The following is an 18387-nucleotide window of genomic DNA, read 5'->3' on the forward strand; positions in this document are numbered from 1 at the left end:
CTTAATCATGGTTATGAGTTAGATGAGTCAACAACCTATTCCTCAAGCCACATCCTCTTTGGAGATGTGGCTTGATTATTTATCAAACATCCACACAAGCGCTATTGACCTTGGGTTAGACCGAGTTCAGGCCGTCGCCTCTAAGGCAAACCTCACCAAACCTGCTAAACACGTGATTACCGTTGCCGGAACTAATGGCAAAGGCTCAACATGTGCCCTAATGGAAGCAATTCTATTGGACGCTGGTTACTCCGTTGGTGTCTACAGTTCTCCTCACTTAATTCGCTATAACGAACGCGTTCGTATTAACGGCCAAGATCTGTCTGATGAAAAGATGGTTCAATCTTTCGACTTCATTGAGAAAGAGCGTGGTGAAATCAGCCTGAGCTTCTTCGAATACGGCACTTTAGCGGCGTTACGTGCGTTTCAAACCGAAGCGGTTGATGTTGTGTTGTTAGAAGTGGGCCTAGGCGGGCGTTTAGACGCGACGAACATTGTTGAGCATGATGTGTCTGTGATCACCAGTTTGGCTGTCGACCACGTTGATTGGCTAGGTGATGACATTAATGTGATTGGTTTTGAGAAAGCGGGTATCTATCGCAGTGGTAAGCCAGCTATCTGTGGTCAACCTAAGCCGCCAGCAACGGTTGCTGCACATGCCGATGACATTAACGCTGAATTTTACCAAGTGGGTATTCAATATACCTACGAAGTGAATGGCGATAGTTGGAATTGGAACAGCGGTGCATTTCGACTGGACGCATTGCCTATTCCTAGCTTACCGCTACCGAACGCGGCAACCGCATTAATGGCGCTAGGGACTTCAGATCTTAGCATTAGCGATGTGAACGTCGTTAACGGTTTGAACAACGCACAGCTTCCAGGGCGTATGCAACAAATTAGCGACCAACCCGTAATAGTGTTAGATGTGGCGCACAACCCACATTCTGCTGAGTATTTTGCACAACAAGTTACTCAAAAGTATGCCGGAAAAAATTTACACGTTGTAGTCGCCATGCTTCATGACAAAGATATTCCCGCGACATTGGAAGTATTAGCACCAGTTGCAACTCATTGGTACCCAGCTTCACTGCAAGGCCCTCGTGCGGCAACCGCTGCCGAGTTATGTGAAAGCTTGCCTGAAGGCCTAGAGCAGCATACAAACCCTGTAACGGCGTTTGAGGCAGCTTTAGCTTCTGTTAAAGGTGATGATGTTGTGTTGGTGGTTGGTTCTTTCCATACTGTTGGTGAAGTCTTGGAGCATTGGCAGAAAAAAGGAAACTAAATGGCAAGTAAATTCCAAAGCCGATTAGTCGGCACCATCATTTTAGTGGCGATTGGCGTTATCGTATTGCCAGATGTACTTGATGGTAAGAAGCTCCACTATAAAGAGGAGTTTGCAAGCATTCCGATTAAGCCTGAGCTTGATAGTAATGTAGAGGTGTTTGAGGTTCTTGAACCTGTGGAAGATCAGATTGCATTACCGGACTCTCCGGTTGAGCAAGTGATTGAAAGTGGTGATTCAGAAACCCAAACTGCGTCGGCTTCAAATAATAAAGAAGCAGATAAAGTGAAAGTGGTGGTTAAACCGGTACCTGAAAAAAATGAATACCAAGACAGTGCTTGGCTCATTCAATTGATGGCTTTGAAGAATGCTGACAATGCAAAAAGCATGGTTAAGGATTTACAAAAGCGCGGTTACCAAGCCCACACGAAGCAAGAAAAAACTTTTACGCGAGTAATTATTGGTCCCGATGTCTCTAAATCCAAACTTGAGCGACAAATTAAGGAATTAGAAAAAATTACGGGTTCAAAAGGCCAATTGCTCAAATTTAAACCGTTAAATCCATAAGAAAACGTTTGCGTCAGCATTTTTTCTGTTAAAATGCGCGCCAACTTAAGATGAAGAATTCATGAATTGGTTAGATTTTGTCATTTTAGGCGTGATCGGCTTCTCTGCCGTGATCAGTTTAGTTCGCGGTTTCGCTAAAGAAGCGTTATCACTTGTTATTTGGTTTGGAGCATTTTTTATTGCTAGCCAGTACTACGCTAAATTAGCCATGTACTTCACCAATATTGAAGATGAGATGTTTCGAAACGGAACTGCGATAGCAGCATTATTTGTTGCAACGTTAGTTGTTGGTGCCTTAGTTAACTATGTCATCGGCCAGCTAGTTCAAAAAACAGGTTTATCCGGTACTGATAGAGTACTAGGTATTGTCTTTGGTGCACTGCGGGGTGTACTAATTGTTTCAGCAATACTTTTCTTTGTTGATACGTTTACTAGTTTTAATAAAAGTGAATGGTGGGATAATTCTCAACTCGTTCCACATTTTAAAATGGTAATTGAGCCTTTTTTTGAACATATCGAAGCGACATCAAGTTTCTTATCTTCTGGCGCGCTTTAGCGCCAGTTAATGTCGAAAATCGAGGATTAGGACATGTGTGGTATTGTTGGAATCGTGGGTTCAACACCTGTAAACCAGTCTATTTATGACGCTTTAACGGTATTGCAGCATCGTGGCCAAGATGCCGCTGGTATTTGTACCATAGAAAGCAATCGTTTCCGTCTGCGTAAGGCGAACGGTTTAGTTAAAGATGTTTTTGAAGCAAAACACATGCAGCGCCTCCAAGGTAACGTTGGTATTGGTCATGTTCGTTATCCTACAGCGGGAAGTTCGAGTGCTTCTGAAGCGCAACCTTTCTACGTAAACTCTCCTTTTGGCATCACGTTGGCGCACAACGGTAACCTAACGAATGCAAGTGAAGTTCGTGAGAAGTTGTTCGAAAAAGACCGCCGTCATGTCAACACAACGTCTGATTCTGAAGTTCTACTGAACGTATTGGCTCATGAGATCGATACGGTTAAAGGTAATGTGACTTCAGAAGATGTGTTCCGCGCAGTTGCAAACGTGCACCGTACTATTCGTGGTGCTTATGCAGTGACAGCGATGATCATCGGCCACGGCATGATCGCATTCCGTGACCCACATGGTATTCGTCCACTGTGTCTTGGTAAGCGTGAAATTAACGGTAAAACAGAGTACATGGTTGCGTCTGAATCAGTAGCGTTAGATGCTGTTGGTTTTGATTTTATGCGCGATGTTGCTCCTGGTGAAGCTATCTACGCAACATTCGATGGTGAGCTTTTCACTAAACAATGCGCAGACAACCCACAACTAAACCCATGTATTTTTGAGTTTGTTTACTTTGCTCGTCCTGATTCATTCATCGATAAAATTTCGGTTTACAGCGCACGCGTTGAGATGGGTGAGATGTTAGGTAAGCGTATTAAAGAAGAGTACGCTGACCTAGACATTGACGTGGTTATTCCAATTCCTGAAACATCAAATGATATCGCGCTACGCATTGCTCAAGCGATTGATAAGCCATATCGTCAAGGTTTCGTGAAAAACCGTTACGTTGGCCGCACGTTTATCATGCCTGGTCAGCAGCAACGTAAGAAGTCGGTTCGCCGTAAACTCAACGCGATTCGTTCTGAGTTTAAAGGTAAGAACGTTCTATTGGTTGATGACTCGATTGTTCGTGGTACAACATCAGAGCAGATCATTGAGATGGCTCGTGATTCTGGTGCAAGCAAAGTGTTCATGGTTTCTGCTGCTCCTGAGGTTCGCTTCCCGAATGTTTACGGCATCGATATGCCAAGCGCGACTGAGCTTATTGCTCATGGCCGTGATAACGAAACGATTTGTAAGCAGATTGGCGCAGACGCTTTGATCTTCCAAACGCTACCAGACTTAATCTCTGCTGTAGGTATGGGTAATCAAGACATCTCTCGTTTTGATACTTCTGTATTCAACGGTGAGTATGTAACAGGCGATATCGACCAAGCGTACTTAGATTTCCTAGATTCTTTACGTAATGACGATTCGAAGGTTGAGCGTGAGATTCAACAAGATCTTGCTAACCTAGAGTTACATAACGAAGGCGCTTAGCGTACTCATAAAACATGAGTAATAAAAACCAGAGCATCGGCTCTGGTTTTTTTGTTTGCGGGGAAGGGGATTGAATCTTAGTGAATGTGGTATGCGATCACAAAATCGATAAACAATCTAACCTTCTCTGGCAGGTGGTCTTTGTGGTTATAAAGCATGTAAATATCACGAGGGTTAGCACTCCAGTCTTCTAAGACTTGCACTAAGCTGCCATCTTCAATGTACTCACGGATCATGACATCAGGCATTAGGGTGATACCTAGGCCCTCTGAACAGGCTTGTCTCACGACATTAAGCGCATTTGCATTGAAACGACCTTTCTCGCTATTAACAACTGTCTCGTCATTCGAATTACTCAGCTGCCACTTAATCAGCGGGTAACCTTTGAGTAAAGAATGATTCGCCAGTTCTTCAGCGTGGCTTGGAGCTGGGTTCTTCGCTAAATAGTCAGGGCTCGCGATCAGAATGTCTTTGACTTCACTGATCTTTCTGGCGATCAAGCTTGAATCACGCTGCGGGCCAACTCTGAAAATGACATCCCACTCTGTTGGGTCGAGCTGATCAGCTTGGTTATTCATCATTAACTCAATATTGATATCAGGGTATTGAGTCATGAATTCGCTGAACATCGGCATCATCATGCGCTTGGTCAGGTTAGAGGGGGCGGTAATGCGAATCTTCCCTGAAGCACCCTTACACACGTCAGTGAGTTCTTCTGCAGTAGAAGACAGACGTTGTAATAACGGTGAGCATTCATTGAAAAAACGTTCGCCAGCCTCTGTTAAAGAGAGTTTACGCGCGTGTCTATTGAGAAGCCTTAGGTTTAAAGAGTCTTCTAGGGCTTGGATGCGTCGTGTAATGGTCGCAACCGGAATCATAGTCTTGCGCGATGTTGCGGTGTAGCTCCCATTTTCAACGACGAGTCGAAAGAGGTTTAAATCATCTAATTTCATAAATCCAGACACATTTGTTTACAATCTCATCTAATTTATACGTAATATTGAGATCAATGTTTGCGTTAAGTCAACTCGTTGCACTATTTACCAGTATTCCAACCCTTGTCACGAATTACCAGTAAAGAGTGCACATTTGTGTATTTAGCATTTTATTACTAAGTTTTATATTAGTTCTTAAAACAGATAACAATAATAATTCGACTTAGTTTTGTGAGGTTAGAGATTATGTACAAAACTCACAGTCAGCCAGTAATGACCTCGGCTCAGGAAGTTCCCAACCAGAAATGCGTTATGTTGGTTGATGATGATCCTATTTTTCGCCGTATAACCAGCGCCTATTTAGACAAGATTGGTTATAACGTGGTTGAGGCTGAAAATGGACTGGACGCTCTGCAAAAGCTTAGAGACTCAGCGCCAGATTTAATTGTGTGTGACTTATCAATGCCGATTTTGGACGGCATAGAGCTGGTAGAAGAGCTCAGCTTGGAGTACCCGTCATTGCCTATGATCGTTGTGTCTGGCACCGATGATATGTCTGATGTCGCAAAAGCACTGCGTTTTGGTATCAAAGACTTTTTAGCGAAACCTCTAGAGGATCACGGTCACTTAGGAAGTGCAATTGCGAATACATTGACAGATTCGTTCGATAACATTTCAGACCAACGAGATTTTTCAAGCCAATGGTTTTGTGTCGATGATGGGGGAGAGATCCCAGAAGACCAAGAGTTGCATTGGCATCTAAACTACCTGCAAGAGAACCCGAGTGCTGCAAGAGACTTATTGCACGCGCTGCTTCCAGAGAAAGACACACGACAAGGCTCATGGCGTTGTAGCTATCGATTGTTACAGTCGACAGAAATGATGCCGCTTGTTTTTGATTACGCGTGGATGATGAACGGACAGTTTGCTTTTTACCTCGTCGACTCGGCTTCTTCCGATAATGGCAGCTCAGCCAGTACCCTGTTGGTGAGAGCGCTATTCCATGATTACATACGCAATAGAAAAGATTTTAACGTTGATCTCAAAGATATTGCTGAGATTCTAGAGAAAGGCATTCAATGCTCCAAATGTGCAACACCGGTTAACGCTTTGTTCGGTGTCGCTGATCTCGCTGAAGGTACTATTTCTATTTTGCCTGCGGGCTTAGACGGGCAGTGGTCAAATGGTGAGTTGAATCAACACATTGCTGCTGGTGAACGTTTGGGAGAAAATTGTAAGAAGAACTTCATTACTCGTGACTTGCCCATTCAACAGGGCTGTCAGCTGACATTAAGCCTACTGGGTTCTGCGAGTTTCAGCTTAGATATCCACCAAGGGTCAACCGATTAACCCTATTTTTCCTCGGTTTTTGTGAATAATTGATTAAGGTATAGTTGCGCAAATGGTGTGGCTATGCCTTTTTTGTTAAATGTCGATTTAGCAAAAAGGGTTTGGTTCGCCAGATACTTACCTTTACTAACAAAAATAAGAAGCAATCATGGCAGATAACAAAGACTTTAAAGACCCGTTTAATGTATTCTATTTTCTCGGTTTTTTAGCCGCATTTTTAATGATTCCATTGCTACCAGCAACACTAACGTTGATTCGTGTATTCAATGGCTACGCAACATTCTAGTTAAGTTATTTTAGTCAACCTATGATAGCTAACTCAAGGAGGCCACAATTAGCGTTCGAGTTCTAAGCCTGAATATTGCTGGTGGCCTTTGTATATTCCTCGCGGTTTTAGGTATTGTTTTACCTGTTCTGCCCACAACACCTTTTCTCCTTCTTGCTAGCGCATGCTTCATGCGAAGTAACCCTAAAGTTCACAAATGGATGCATGAGCATAAAACACTCGGCCCGCTACTGAACAATTGGTATCAACATGGTGCTGTGACCAAACAAGTTAAAACGCGTGGCGTATTCTTTATCTTGTTGAGTTTTGCGTTATCGATCTACTTTGCCCCGATCATTTGGGTCAAGGCCTTCCTAATTTGTGTACTTGTTATTCTTCTCACATGGTTTATGCGACTTCCAACCCATGAGTTGGTTGCTGACAGCAAAGAAAATCACTACCATTAAGCCAGTGTGCCTGCTTCAATAGCGGGCGTTTATTATTTCAGCAATCAGAGTTATGACTCTCGTTGCAATGAATACCAATCGTACCTTTCCTTAATCCAGTGCATTAACGTGTTCGACTCGTTAATGAGAGTTTGGAAAGCGGCCTAATGAAGTGCATAAGATTATGAACACAGAAAAAATCGCTCTGATCAAAGCAAGCATCAAAACCATTCCTGATTACCCAAAAGCGGGTATCTTATTCCGTGACGTGACAAGCTTGATGGAAGATCCAGCCGCGTACAAAGCGACGATCGAACTGTTAGCGGAAACTTATAAGGACATGGGCTTTACTAAGATCGTGGGTACTGAAGCTCGTGGTTTCTTGTTTGGTGCACCTTTAGCTCTAGAGCTAGGTGTTGGCTTTGTTCCTGTTCGTAAGCCGGGCAAGTTACCTCGTGAAGTCGTGGCACAATCTTATGAACTTGAGTACGGCACGGATACGTTAGAAATCCATACGGATGCTATCGTTGAAGGCGACAAAGTCCTTATGGTTGATGACTTATTAGCAACTGGCGGTACGATTGAAGCAACAACTAAGTTGATCCGTCAACTTGGCGGTGTTGTAGAGCACGCTGCATTCGTTATTAACCTTCCAGAAATCGGTGGTGAAAAACGCTTACAAGGTTTAGATCTTGAAGTGTTTAGCATCTGCGAATTCGACGGTCACTAATCCTTTCGGAATTATTCATGAGCTATCTTGCGTTAGCGCGAAAATGGCGACCAACCAAATTCAAAGAAGTGGTTGGTCAAGCCCATGTTTTAACAGCATTAGAGAATGCACTTAGCCAGAACAGGTTGCACCATGCTTACCTGTTCAGCGGGACTCGAGGTGTCGGTAAAACGACCATCGGCCGCTTATTCGCTAAGGGCCTAAACTGTGAAACAGGCATTACCTCAACACCTTGTGGTGAGTGTGCAACCTGTAAAGAGATCGATGAAGGTCGTTTTGTTGATCTTCTCGAAATCGATGCTGCATCTCGAACTAAGGTTGAAGATACCCGCGAGCTTCTGGACAACGTCCAGTACAAGCCTGCACGTGGTCGCTTCAAGGTTTACCTGATCGATGAAGTACACATGCTGTCTAGGCACAGTTTCAACGCGCTTCTAAAAACCTTAGAAGAGCCGCCTGAGTATGTGAAGTTCTTGCTCGCAACGACTGATCCACAAAAGCTTCCGGTTACGATTCTCTCGCGTTGTCTTCAGTTTCATCTCAAGCCGATTAGCGTCGATAATATCCACGAGCAACTCGATCATATTCTTGAACAAGAAAGTGTGACCTCTGAGTCTCGTGCACTTGGTATGATTGCTCATGCTGCTGACGGCAGTATGCGTGACGCACTGAGTCTAACGGATCAAGCTATTGCGTTGGGTAACGGTAATGTTGAAACAGACACTGTGGCTCATATGCTCGGTACTCTGGACACTGATCAAGCGATTCATCTACTTGAAGCTATCAGCAGTAAGCAGCCACAAGTGGCGATGGCTTGCATCCAAGGTCTTGCTGAGAATGGCGTGGAATGGGATGGGTTGTTGAGTCAACTTGCGACCCAATTGCATCGTCTGGCCATGTACCAAGCGCTGCCATCAACCTTAGATAAAGCGCAGCCTGATGCTGAACGTCTAGAACTGCTTAGCAAAGCGTTGAGCCCACAAGATATCCAGCTGTACTATCAGATTGTGTTGAAAGGGCGTCAAGACCTTCCATTATCACCAACCGCTCGTGTTGGCATTGAGATGGTGGTTCTGCGTATGTTGGCATTCAGACCTGCAGAGCAAGTTAGTGCGACGGCTATCTCGACTGAGTCGACTCGCCCAGCGCAAGCAGTTCAAGGTCAAGCTCCAGCTCAAAGTGTTGCTCAGCCTGTGAGCCAGCCAGCGCCAATGGCAGCTTCGAGGCAGCCAGTTCAGGCTCCTGTGGTTTCGCAGCCTCAAGTACAGCAACAAGCGCCTCAACAAGCTCCTGTTCAGCAGCAGCCTGTGCAACAACATCAACAACAGAACCCGGCGCAATATTCAGATTCGCAAGGTTACGCTGATCATTCAGGCAACCAAGGTTATCCAGAGCAGGATTACCCTCACAGTCAGTATGATGCGCCACCTGCTTACGACGAGCGTCCTAGCTACGGTGCAGAGCAAGCGATGAGTCCTGCGACTCAGCAAATACCACCACAGCAGAATCAAGCGACGAATCAGAGCCAGCCTCAACAGGCAAGCACTGAACCGACGCAACAAGAACAACCAGCACGCACTTCATCGCCAATGAGTGGTTTACGTCACCAACTGCGTTCTCAACGCAGAGGCAGTGCAACTCCAGAAAGCAAAGGTTCAACGCCAAAAAAGGCTAAAGCGACACCAGCTAAAACTTCAGTTCTTGACCGAGTTGCTCAGCAACACGGTGGTTCTGAGCGGGTGTCGCCAGCTTCTTTAAAGACCTCTTCGACAGAAAATGTTACCAATGATAATGAACCTTACCGTTGGAAACCGTCTAAACCTGTAGTAAAAGAAGTCAGCAAAGAGCTTACACCTACTCAGATCAAGCGCGCGCTTGAGCACATTAAGACACCAGAAATGGTCGAGAAATTGCTCAAAGAATCTATTGCTCAAGATGACTGGTCCGCCACGATTCAAAAGCTAGAGACCGCGAAGCTTGTTGAACAGTTAGCGTTGAACTCAGTGTTTGATAAAAATGGCACTTCGATTGCCTTAACGTTGAGAGCGAGCCAAGCTCACTTGAATACCGACCGTGCACAAAGCGAGCTATTACAGTCGCTCAATGCTGTGCTTGGAGAAGAGTGTCATTTGAGTGTGGAAATCGGCGATGGTGGGGAAACGCCACTAGAATTAAGAGAAAGGCTGTATCAAAGCAAGTTGAAAGACGCGTTTTCCAGTTTGGAGAACGATGCCAACGTACAGTTTATCGAAAGACGTTTTGCTGCCGAGCTTGATAGAGATAGCGTTCGTCCAATATAACGTTCCTCCAACGCAACGTTCTATCAGGATCGATATCCCTTTCATTTAGTGATGGGCATATCATCCTTGGAAAGCAAATCAGAGAACTGAACTCGTGGGGTTGAATCACAGAGCTTTAACCCCCATTTAAGCCCTTAGTAGCTTAAATGATTTTATATAAACCAATTAGACCAGAGAGTAATAACATGTTTGGTAAAGGCGGTATGGGCAACATGATGAAGCAAGCCCAGCAAATGCAAGAGCGCATGCAAAAGCTTCAAGAAGAAATCGCAAATATGGAAGTTACAGGTGAGTCAGGTGCTGGCCTTGTAAAAGTTACGATTACTGGTAGTCACAGTGTTCGTCGCGTTGATATCGATGAAAGCCTAATGGAAGACGATAAAGAGATGCTTGAAGATCTTATCGCAGCCGCTTTCAACGATGCAGCTCGTCGTGTTGAAGAGACTCAAAAAGAGAAAATGGCTGGCGTAACTGGTGGGATGCAACTTCCACCAGGTATGAAAATGCCTTTCTAAGCGACTTATTTATAAGAGACTTGTCTCTATCAACGGCCTATCTTGAATAGGCCGTTACTTTAAAAGTTAGAACGGTTAAATATGCGTACCAGTCATATGCTGGAACATTTGATGGAGGCCTTACGTTGTCTACCTGGGGTTGGCCCCAAGTCGGCGCAGCGTATGGCCTTTCATTTGTTACAGCGCGATAGAAAAGGCGGCCTGCAGTTGGCTGAAGCTCTTAGCCAAGCAATGACTGAAATTGGTCATTGTAATGAGTGCCGTACTTTTACTGAAGAAGAGACTTGCCACATTTGTACCAATCCTAAACGTCAGGATAACGGTCAAATCTGTGTAGTTGAGAGCCCTGCAGACATTGCAGCCATTGAAGCAACTGGCCAATATTCAGGTCGTTACTTTGTGCTTATGGGGCATCTTTCACCACTTGATGGTATCGGTCCAAGTGATATCGGTCTCGATGTTTTGGATTACCGTTTACGTCGTGGTGATATCACTGAAGTAATTCTAGCGACCAACCCGACAGTTGAAGGGGAAGCAACAGCGCATTACATTGCTGAGCTATGTAATGCCCATGAAGTGAACGCAAGTCGTATCGCCCATGGTGTTCCCGTTGGTGGTGAGCTAGAGCTGGTGGATGGCACCACGCTTTCGCACTCCTTACTCGGTCGTCATAAGATCTAAAAAAGCCGCTCATTGAGCGGCTTTTTATTTGTTCTAAACTCTTATCTATTTAATGCTTAATCCTTCCCACGTATTGCTTTGTATATCACGGCTCCAATCACGGCTCCAATAATCGGTGCAACCCAGAATAGCCATAATTGCGACACAGCCCAATCACCGACAAACACAGCTACGCCAGTACTTCGAGCGGGGTTCACTGAGGTATTGGTTACAGGGATACTGATAAGGTGAATTAGGGTCAAACAAAGACCGATAGCGATAGGTGCAAATCCAGCCGGTGCTTTTGAATCGGTTGCGCCCATAATCACGAACAGGAACACCATGGTCATGACAACTTCACACACGAGTGCAGCGGTAAGTGAATAACCACCAGGAGAGTGTTCACCATAGCCATTTGAAGCAAAGCCTGATGAGACAACGTCAAAACCTGCTTGGCCGGAAGCTATAACAAATAGCACGCCACCCGCGATAATACCGCCAATCACTTGGGCAATAATATAAGGTGCAACATCTTTGCCATCAAAGCGACCACCACTCCATAGACCGATGGTGACAGCAGGGTTGAGGTGACAACCTGATATATGCCCAATAGCAAAGGCCATGGTGAGTACGGTTAAACCAAAAGCGAGGGAAACTCCGAGTAGACCAATTCCCACATCGGGGAAAGCGGCGGCTAAGACTGCACTACCACAACCACCTAACACCAACCAAAATGTACCGAACATTTCTGCGATATACTTATTCATAACTATCCTTATTAATCTTTACCAGTATCAATAAGATAGTTTAAATTTATCAAAGTTGTGAAATCTTGGGCATATATAAAAAGAAAAGTATTCTTAGGTTATTGCTTCGAGCTCAATAAGGTTATCAAGTGCTTCTTGATCTGTTTTTCCACAGATGACAGGACAAGCTTTAAATTGGTGACACACCTTGGGGCGTGAAGACTGACCAAATAGCTTACAGAGGTTTTGCTCATTTAATTGAATGCAACGCACGCCAGCAGGCTTGCCATTTGGCATTCCAGGAATAGCAGATGTAATACTTGGAGCGACACAGCATGCTCCACAACCTAGGCGACATTCCATCAAATTAAACTCACTAAATAACAGGGTGCGCGATAGTAGCAAAAAATGATGAGAGTGACAGCTGTTGATTGAATCAAAGAATGAACAATTATTATCCTTGAACTTTTTATGGGCTAGCGGTATAACACGCACCCCAGTAAAAGAGTAAGAAGTAATCCTATGACGAATCCATTTTGGCAAGAAAAGACACTAGAGCAAATGACCGAGAACGAGTGGGAATCACTGTGTGACGGTTGTGGTAAGTGTTGCCTACATAAACTAATGGATGAAGATAGCGATGAAGTTTACTACACCAACGTGGCGTGCAGTTGGTTAAACGACAAAACATGTTCGTGTAAAGACTACCCGAACCGCTTCACTTCAGGTGAAGAGTGTTTGAAGCTAACTCGTGACAAAATTCATGAATTCCACTGGTTACCAGACACTTGTGCTTACCGTCTTCTATCAGAATCTAAGCCGATTCCTGAGTGGCACCCATTGATTACGGGCTCTAAATCAGAGATGCATGCTGCTGGTGAAAGCGTTCGTAACAAAGTGGTGTACGAAATCGATGTTGTCGATTGGGAAGACCACATCTTGAATCATCCGAATCGCTAGTTATTCTAAAACAGCCGCTCTTGAGCGGCTGTTTTGCTATTCGATGGCACTAAAAACGAAACCCAACAACTAGAACAAAAAAACGCCCCGGAGGGCGCTAAAGTTAAACGAGCAAAAAAGATTCAGGCTAGTTTACTTGTTGTTTAATGTACTCACCCAGTTCTGAGTGGTGCATGATTTTCGAAACTGGCAATACCTTCTCGGCAGGGCCCCAAGCAAACACGTTCACTGGTGTGTGAGTATGTGTACCTGTACCCCAAACGATGTTTTGACCTGTTGCTTGTTCTCGAGCAAGTAGGTTGCCACGATCGTTATATGGGAAGAAAGCATCGAAATCGTTGATAGCAGGCACCTCTTCTGCCGATAGGTATTTGTGCTGAGCCAATCGGTATGGGTTCGGCTTACTGGCTAATACGTTTTTCGCTTGTTCAGCTGTGATCGGGAACTCACTATTCTTGTTGACGATCTCAGCCAGTTTTTCAGGTGTTTGCAGCGCTTTATCTAACTTCTGAAATTTGCTAATCATGCCGTAGTAGCTTTGCTTCTGATTGTATAAACCATCAAGAATATCGAATGCGCCAAAGTTAAAGTTGGGTGCATAGTCGCGATCAGCGAAGGCTTCGCCAGAACGTTTCTGTGGTTTAGGTAGGTTATTAGACGAGTAGCTGAAACCGAAAGAGCCTGTTTCGTGGTCTGCAGTTACAATCACGATCGTATCTTCACGATCTTTCGCCCATTCGTACACAGTTTGGATTGCTTCATCAAACTTAAGCAGTTCATGCAGCATGGTTCCTGCATCATTACTGTGGCCTGCCCAGTCAATTTGGCCGCCTTCGACCATTAGGAAAAAGCCGTCTTCATCTTTGGATAGAACGTTGAGTGCTTTTTGTGTCATCTCTTTTAAGCTTGGCTGAGTTCGTTCGCCATTCTTTTTCTTGTTGCTGTATGCAATGCCGTCGTCCATGCCTGAGTAGGCGAACAAGCCAAGTAGTTTATCGCCCTCAGCGTCGTCTAGCATGTTGCGGTTAAATGCCAGTTGATAGCCGTTTTTCTCTGCTTCAGTAAGAAGGTTACGGTCGTCCTTACGCTTTGATTTTAGGTAAACGTCACCTTGAGTCAGTTTCTCAAGTTGCTTATAGGTTTCACCTTTGTCGTTGGTCGATTTAGGAATCCAATGACGTAGCCCTCCAGATAGCATCACATCAGCGCCAGTTGCAAGCATATCGGATGCGATTTGATTCTCTAAAGATCGGTGAGGTTGGTGAGCGGCAAAAGAAGCTGGAGTCGCGTGAGTTAAGCGCGTGTCTGAAACTAAGCCGGTCGCTTTGCCTGCTTTTTTCGCTTTCTCAAGTACTGTCTCAACATGGTTACCCTGAGAGTCGATACCAATCACTTCTGAACCGCTGTAAATACCCGTTGCAAGCATGGTTGCAGAGCAAGCCGAATCCACCACAATCGCATCTTCTGGGTGAGTCAGGGATGAACCAATAACCCCTTCTTGAGCAAGTTGATAAAGGGCAGTTTTGTTCCCTTTATAGATAGAATTTGGCGCTTGGTTTGCGTAGGTTTCCAATAAGCCAACTTGCTGAGGTCCCATGCCATCGCCAATCATCAGAATGACATTTTTGATTTCTGCTGAAAGTACGTTGAATGAGAGTGTAGAGGTTACCACTGCGGTAATAATTGGTTTCATAAGGTGCTTCATTAGTTATCCCTTTTTATATAAGCGGGATGATTAGAACACCGATTTGTGTCAAAGTCGTTTCATATTTGTTTCATCAATATGAATTTGGGCAATAACTCAAGTTTTCAGAAAAGCATAAAAAAAGGCTCACATTTCTGTGAGCCTTTGTCGTATTAAGGAGAGTCCAAATAAATGGACTGTGTCATGGCTAATGTCAAGCAAGTGGCAGTTCAGCAACCACCTGATTGAACGCGACTCGAGCTTTCTGAGCTTGCTCTGATAACTCTACTTTTTTCGCTTGAGCAGTGCTTAGGTTGTTTTCAGCCTGCTCAAGGGCTTGTTGTAGGTTTTCAGGAAGCTCATGTGTTTCCATTTGTGCACCCTGTTCAAGAACATAAGCGCGGATTTCTTTTTTCACTACGGCAAGGGCTTTGTAAGCTTCACGTTCAAGCTCTGCGGCATCTTGTGCTGCGTCTTTCTCTTTCTCGAACTGTGCCAGTGCCATACCTTCTGCCGACCATGGATCCATGTCCGGCAGCTCTTCGATGTTAATCGTTGGCTCGATGTAACTCTCTTGGTGACGTAAATCGAGGCTTGTTGCACGAACGGCTGAGATCATCAACATCACAGAGATAGCCAGTAGAGGTAAACCACCAACAATCGCAGCTGTTTGAAGCGTACTTAAACCACCAAGGAACATTAGAATCGTCGGTAGGAATGATAGGGTAAATGCCCAGAACAGACGGTTCCAACGCATTGGCTCTTCCGTTACGTTGTTTTGTACTACTGACGCTAGAATGTAAGAAATCGAGTCGAATGTAGTCGCAGTGAAAATAATACACAGCAAGGTAAACACAGCGATAACTAGTGTGCTCATTGGCAGTTGTGCCAGCATTGAGAAGATAGCTTTGGTTGCGCCTTCTTCGTTTAGGATTGCGACGACATCTAACTCACCAGATAACTGGAGGGATAAACCGTAGTTACCTAAGATCATGAAAAATAAGAAACAACCTAATGAGCCGAAGAAGATTGAGCCTGATACCATTTGTTTAATGGTTCTGCCGCGAGAGATACGCGCAACAAATAAGCCCATGCTTGGTGCAAAAACTAGCCACCATGCCCAGTAAAAAATGGTCCAATCTTGTGGGAAATGCGTGTTTTCGAACGTACCGTAGCCGCCGAATGGTTCAGCCCACGTTGCCATCACGAAGAAGTTAGACAATAGGCGACCAATCGAGTCTAAGCCCGTTTCAAGCATGAAAATCGTTGGGCCAGCGATTAATACGAATACCAATAATCCCATGGCACCCCAGAAGTTGATGTTACTGAGGATCTTGATGCCTTTTTCCAAACCAGCATATGATGAGTAAGCGAATATCGCAGTACAAACCAGAAGCACCATAACTTGAGTTAGGTTATTTTTCGGTAAGCCGAATAGGTGGTTAAGACCTTCAGTAATAAGAGGGGCAGCTAAACCTAATGTTGTCGCAGCACCACCTAATAGACCAAAGATGAATAGGATATCGACAACTTTACCGGCAACACCGCGGCTATGGTGTTCACCCAATACTGGCATCAATGCGCTAGAAATTTTTAGTACAGGTTGTTTACGTACATAGAAAAAGTAGGCAATAGGAATGGCAGGGATTAGGTAAATAGACCAAGCGATCGGACCCCAGTGGAACAAACCATAGGTTGCAGCCCAACGAACGGCTTCTTCACTGCCAGGTTCTAGCTGGAAAGGTGGTGATTGATAGTAGTAAGCCCACTCAATACAACCCCAGTACAAGATACTTGCCCCGATACCACCACAGAAGAGCATTGCTGCCCATGATGCGGTTTTGAACTCAGGTTCTTCATCAGCTTCGCCCAGTTTAATTTGTCCCATGTCACTGAACACAACGTAAACCATGAAGGCACAAGCTGCGAGTCCAAGCGCTAGGTACAAGAAACCAAGTTGGTCTGTCATAAATGTTTTAGCTACCGCAATCCAGTCTGCTCCTTGTGTCGGGAACATAATCAGCGGGAAGACGATCGTGAGTAGGAGTGCTATCGCACCAAAAAAGGTTGGCTTATCAATAAGCGCAAAAGAGTTTTTCACGAGTATTATTCCATTAAAATGAGAGCGGAATTATGTCGTGAACTCGTTTTTTAGGACAAATCGGGTCTGTTGTCGTGACGACAAATCGTTTTTTGCAATGAAAGAGGCTCAGTGCAATAGATACTGCAAGCGATGCAGTGAAAGGAATACAGTAAAGGGAGGTAAGGTTAAATCAGAGCGAGAAGAATGCCACCAACCGTTGCCGCTGCGGATAAGTATTGCCCTGCTGAATAAGAGTTATCTTCCTCTTCTTCAATCTTATCTGGGTGATCCATACCAAGCGCACCATGAGCAAATGACTCAACCTTATCCGTTACGGTTTCATTCTCTGCTGCAACTTTCTTCGCTTCTTTATCGATTTCTTTAAGGGCAGATAATAGGGCTTTGCCTTCATCGGAAAGCTTAACGGTATTTTGCTCAACCTTAAGAGGTGCAGGCTTTTCAGCTTCAATGCTTTTAGCTTGTGCATTCATTTGCGAAGGTGAATACAGCTGAGTGTTACTCGTTCCTACTGGCGTCATATCGCTCTCCTTACCTATCCTTAAATATAGTATCGGCAGAGGTGTGAAAAACTTGTGCAATTAATCACCGTGGTGATGATTTTTTATTCGCACATTACATTTTCGTCTGCTTAGTAATTAAGCAATTCCTATGCCGATAACAATATTTATCTTAGGGCGCGATTGAAGAAGCCTTTAGCGTACTAGGTTTCTCGCTTATCAGGCTTCTAGCTTACCAGACTTCAACTTAAATAAAGCTTAAGTCTGGAGAGCGAGTTTAATCGCACTTGAGATCGGACCCACGCTTAGATAGGTGCTTGTATGCCTTCATTCGGTTCTCTTTTTTAACAAAGCGAGTCGGTGGCGAAAGCACTTTAAGCTGATAATCACTGCTATCTGATGAGATTTCTTCAACTGGGCTGATGATGGCAATTTTCAAATCAGGGTTACGACGTAGAATTGATGCTGCAGTGCCTAAACCACCTTCGGTGTGGAATTTACCAGCAACATGGATCACCTGTTGTTCAGGGTTCGATGCTAGGTAATCAACAATCGATTCAGCCATAGTTTCGTCCCACGTTACCTGAGCAGCAAATTGTTTTTCTGTTTGCTCTGGTGTGCCGTGATGCATTGAAGCCATGAACTTTTCTTTGTAAGGGCTATCGCCAGTATCGACTTCGGATGCAACCCAGTTTCGTTGCTCTGAAGATAGCTGATCTAGATAGGATAATCCCTTACGGCCAATACACTGTACAAACGGCTTTGGTGCGTTGGCCGCAATGATATCGACGTCGTTGGTTTTAGCGAACTCAACTAACGCGCGGTAATTACTTTCGTAGTTTGGCCAAGCAGCCGCTTGAGACATCAGAACTTGTTCGCCAATCTCATCATTTAGATATTGGTTTAATGTGTCCTGATGCTCTCGAGTGAATTGTTCCATTGAAAGCGCGATGTTTGATGTGGCGTTGCGGCGCGCTTTTAAGAAGTCGGTTTGAAAGCGATGGATTGCCGAGTGAGTGTGCCATTCGCCAATAAGAACCACATCAGCATCAATCAACTGTTGAGGGAGAGCCTCAAGAGAAAGCGTTTTGCCTTGTGGAGAAGCAAACTGGTAGTCATAGAATGTGGAAACGACTTGCGTCTGCGTGTTAGCCACTTTTTGAGAAGTGTTGTTTGAAGGTTGATTAGCACAAGCCGTGAGCAGGGTAGCCAATCCGATAAGAATAATACGTTGCATGA

19 protein-coding genes are annotated in these 18387 nt (G+C 44.6%); 12 read left to right on the forward strand and 7 right to left on the reverse strand.

What is annotated here, in order from left to right:
• Positions 1-22 precede the first annotated feature (22 nt).
• The 4 genes from folC (at position 23) to purF (ending at position 3956) form a co-directional block, all read left to right on the forward strand.
• Entirely contained in the window at positions 23-1285 is a 1263-nt protein-coding gene (folC, locus tag ED652_RS09690) for a bifunctional tetrahydrofolate synthase/dihydrofolate synthase (RefSeq protein WP_122054554.1), read from the forward strand.
• Complete coding sequence (locus ED652_RS09695; RefSeq protein WP_102276666.1) at positions 1286-1852, forward strand: SPOR domain-containing protein; 567 nt, start codon at positions 1286-1288, stop codon at positions 1850-1852. It abuts the gene before it with no gap.
• A gap of 61 nt (positions 1853-1913) precedes the next feature.
• Positions 1914-2408 carry a CvpA family protein gene (locus ED652_RS09700; protein ID WP_017080899.1) on the forward strand — a complete coding sequence of 165 codons (495 nt, stop codon included), beginning with the start codon at positions 1914-1916 and terminating at the stop codon, positions 2406-2408.
• A 33-nt stretch (positions 2409-2441) separates the two neighbouring features.
• Positions 2442-3956, forward strand: a complete 1515-nt coding sequence (gene purF / locus ED652_RS09705) for an amidophosphoribosyltransferase (protein ID WP_017106165.1) — start codon at positions 2442-2444, stop codon at positions 3954-3956.
• Between the two features lie 77 nt (positions 3957-4033).
• Here purF and ED652_RS09710 read toward each other — a convergent pair whose 3' ends face one another.
• Positions 4034-4909 (reverse strand): LysR family transcriptional regulator, encoded by an 876-nt coding sequence (locus tag ED652_RS09710; RefSeq protein WP_029223580.1) that lies wholly within the window; start codon positions 4907-4909, stop codon positions 4034-4036.
• 228 nt (positions 4910-5137) lie between these two features.
• Here ED652_RS09710 and ED652_RS09715 point away from each other — a divergent pair, with 228 nt between their 5' ends.
• The 7 genes from ED652_RS09715 to recR all read left to right on the forward strand — a co-directional run bounded on the left by ED652_RS09715 (position 5138) and on the right by recR (position 11178).
• Entirely contained in the window at positions 5138-6241 is a 1104-nt protein-coding gene (locus ED652_RS09715; protein WP_122054556.1) for a response regulator, read from the forward strand.
• A gap of 148 nt (positions 6242-6389) precedes the next feature.
• Entirely contained in the window at positions 6390-6527 is a 138-nt protein-coding gene (locus ED652_RS23750) for a hypothetical protein (protein WP_017106167.1), read from the forward strand.
• A 74-nt stretch (positions 6528-6601) separates the two neighbouring features.
• Positions 6602-6973 carry a YbaN family protein gene (locus ED652_RS09720; RefSeq protein WP_029225617.1) on the forward strand — a complete coding sequence of 124 codons (372 nt, stop codon included), beginning with the start codon at positions 6602-6604 and terminating at the stop codon, positions 6971-6973.
• Positions 6974-7136: 163 nt separating this feature from the next.
• On the forward strand, positions 7137-7682 hold the full coding sequence (gene apt / locus ED652_RS09725; protein ID WP_017106168.1) for an adenine phosphoribosyltransferase: 546 nt from the start codon (positions 7137-7139) through the stop codon (positions 7680-7682).
• Between the two features lie 17 nt (positions 7683-7699).
• A complete protein-coding gene (gene dnaX / locus ED652_RS09730) occupies positions 7700-9982 on the forward strand; it encodes a DNA polymerase III subunit gamma/tau (RefSeq protein WP_122054557.1) in 2283 nt (760 codons plus the stop codon).
• 185 nt (positions 9983-10167) lie between these two features.
• Positions 10168-10497 carry a YbaB/EbfC family nucleoid-associated protein gene (locus tag ED652_RS09735; RefSeq protein WP_009848672.1) on the forward strand — a complete coding sequence of 110 codons (330 nt, stop codon included), beginning with the start codon at positions 10168-10170 and terminating at the stop codon, positions 10495-10497.
• Between the two features lie 81 nt (positions 10498-10578).
• The gene (gene recR / locus ED652_RS09740) at positions 10579-11178 is read left to right on the forward strand and encodes a recombination mediator RecR (RefSeq protein ID WP_004734155.1); all 600 of its coding nucleotides are present in this window, start codon (positions 10579-10581) and stop codon (positions 11176-11178) included.
• A 56-nt stretch (positions 11179-11234) separates the two neighbouring features.
• On the opposite strand, the gene aqpZ is transcribed toward recR, so the two are convergent.
• Together aqpZ and ED652_RS09750 are read right to left on the reverse strand one after the other, a co-directional pair.
• Entirely contained in the window at positions 11235-11924 is a 690-nt protein-coding gene (gene aqpZ / locus ED652_RS09745) for an aquaporin Z (protein WP_102314862.1), read from the reverse strand.
• Between the two features lie 93 nt (positions 11925-12017).
• Positions 12018-12266, reverse strand: coding sequence for a YkgJ family cysteine cluster protein (locus tag ED652_RS09750; RefSeq protein ID WP_017106172.1), 249 nt, complete (start codon positions 12264-12266; stop codon positions 12018-12020).
• A 159-nt stretch (positions 12267-12425) separates the two neighbouring features.
• Here ED652_RS09750 and ED652_RS09755 point away from each other — a divergent pair, with 159 nt between their 5' ends.
• Positions 12426-12863, forward strand: a complete 438-nt coding sequence (locus ED652_RS09755) for a YcgN family cysteine cluster protein (protein WP_017067609.1) — start codon at positions 12426-12428, stop codon at positions 12861-12863.
• Positions 12864-12990: 127 nt separating this feature from the next.
• On the opposite strand, the gene ED652_RS09760 is transcribed toward ED652_RS09755, so the two are convergent.
• The 4 genes from ED652_RS09760 to ED652_RS09775 all read right to left on the reverse strand — a co-directional run bounded on the left by ED652_RS09760 (position 12991) and on the right by ED652_RS09775 (position 18385).
• Complete coding sequence (locus tag ED652_RS09760; protein ID WP_122054559.1) at positions 12991-14568, reverse strand: alkaline phosphatase; 1578 nt, start codon at positions 14566-14568, stop codon at positions 12991-12993.
• 193 nt (positions 14569-14761) lie between these two features.
• Positions 14762-16648: a BCCT family transporter gene (locus tag ED652_RS09765; RefSeq protein ID WP_076674406.1), complete on the reverse strand. Its 1887-nt coding sequence runs from the start codon at positions 16646-16648 to the stop codon at positions 14762-14764.
• Between the two features lie 167 nt (positions 16649-16815).
• Positions 16816-17169 (reverse strand): hypothetical protein, encoded by a 354-nt coding sequence (locus ED652_RS09770; RefSeq protein ID WP_102306558.1) that lies wholly within the window; start codon positions 17167-17169, stop codon positions 16816-16818.
• Positions 17170-17425: 256 nt separating this feature from the next.
• Complete coding sequence (locus ED652_RS09775; RefSeq protein ID WP_122054561.1) at positions 17426-18385, reverse strand: ChaN family lipoprotein; 960 nt, start codon at positions 18383-18385, stop codon at positions 17426-17428.
• Positions 18386-18387: the final 2 nt, after the last annotated feature.

Origin of the sequence: Vibrio sp. Evd11, assembly GCF_900382755.1 — a bacterium.
GTDB lineage: Bacteria > Pseudomonadota > Gammaproteobacteria > Enterobacterales > Vibrionaceae > Vibrio > Vibrio lentus.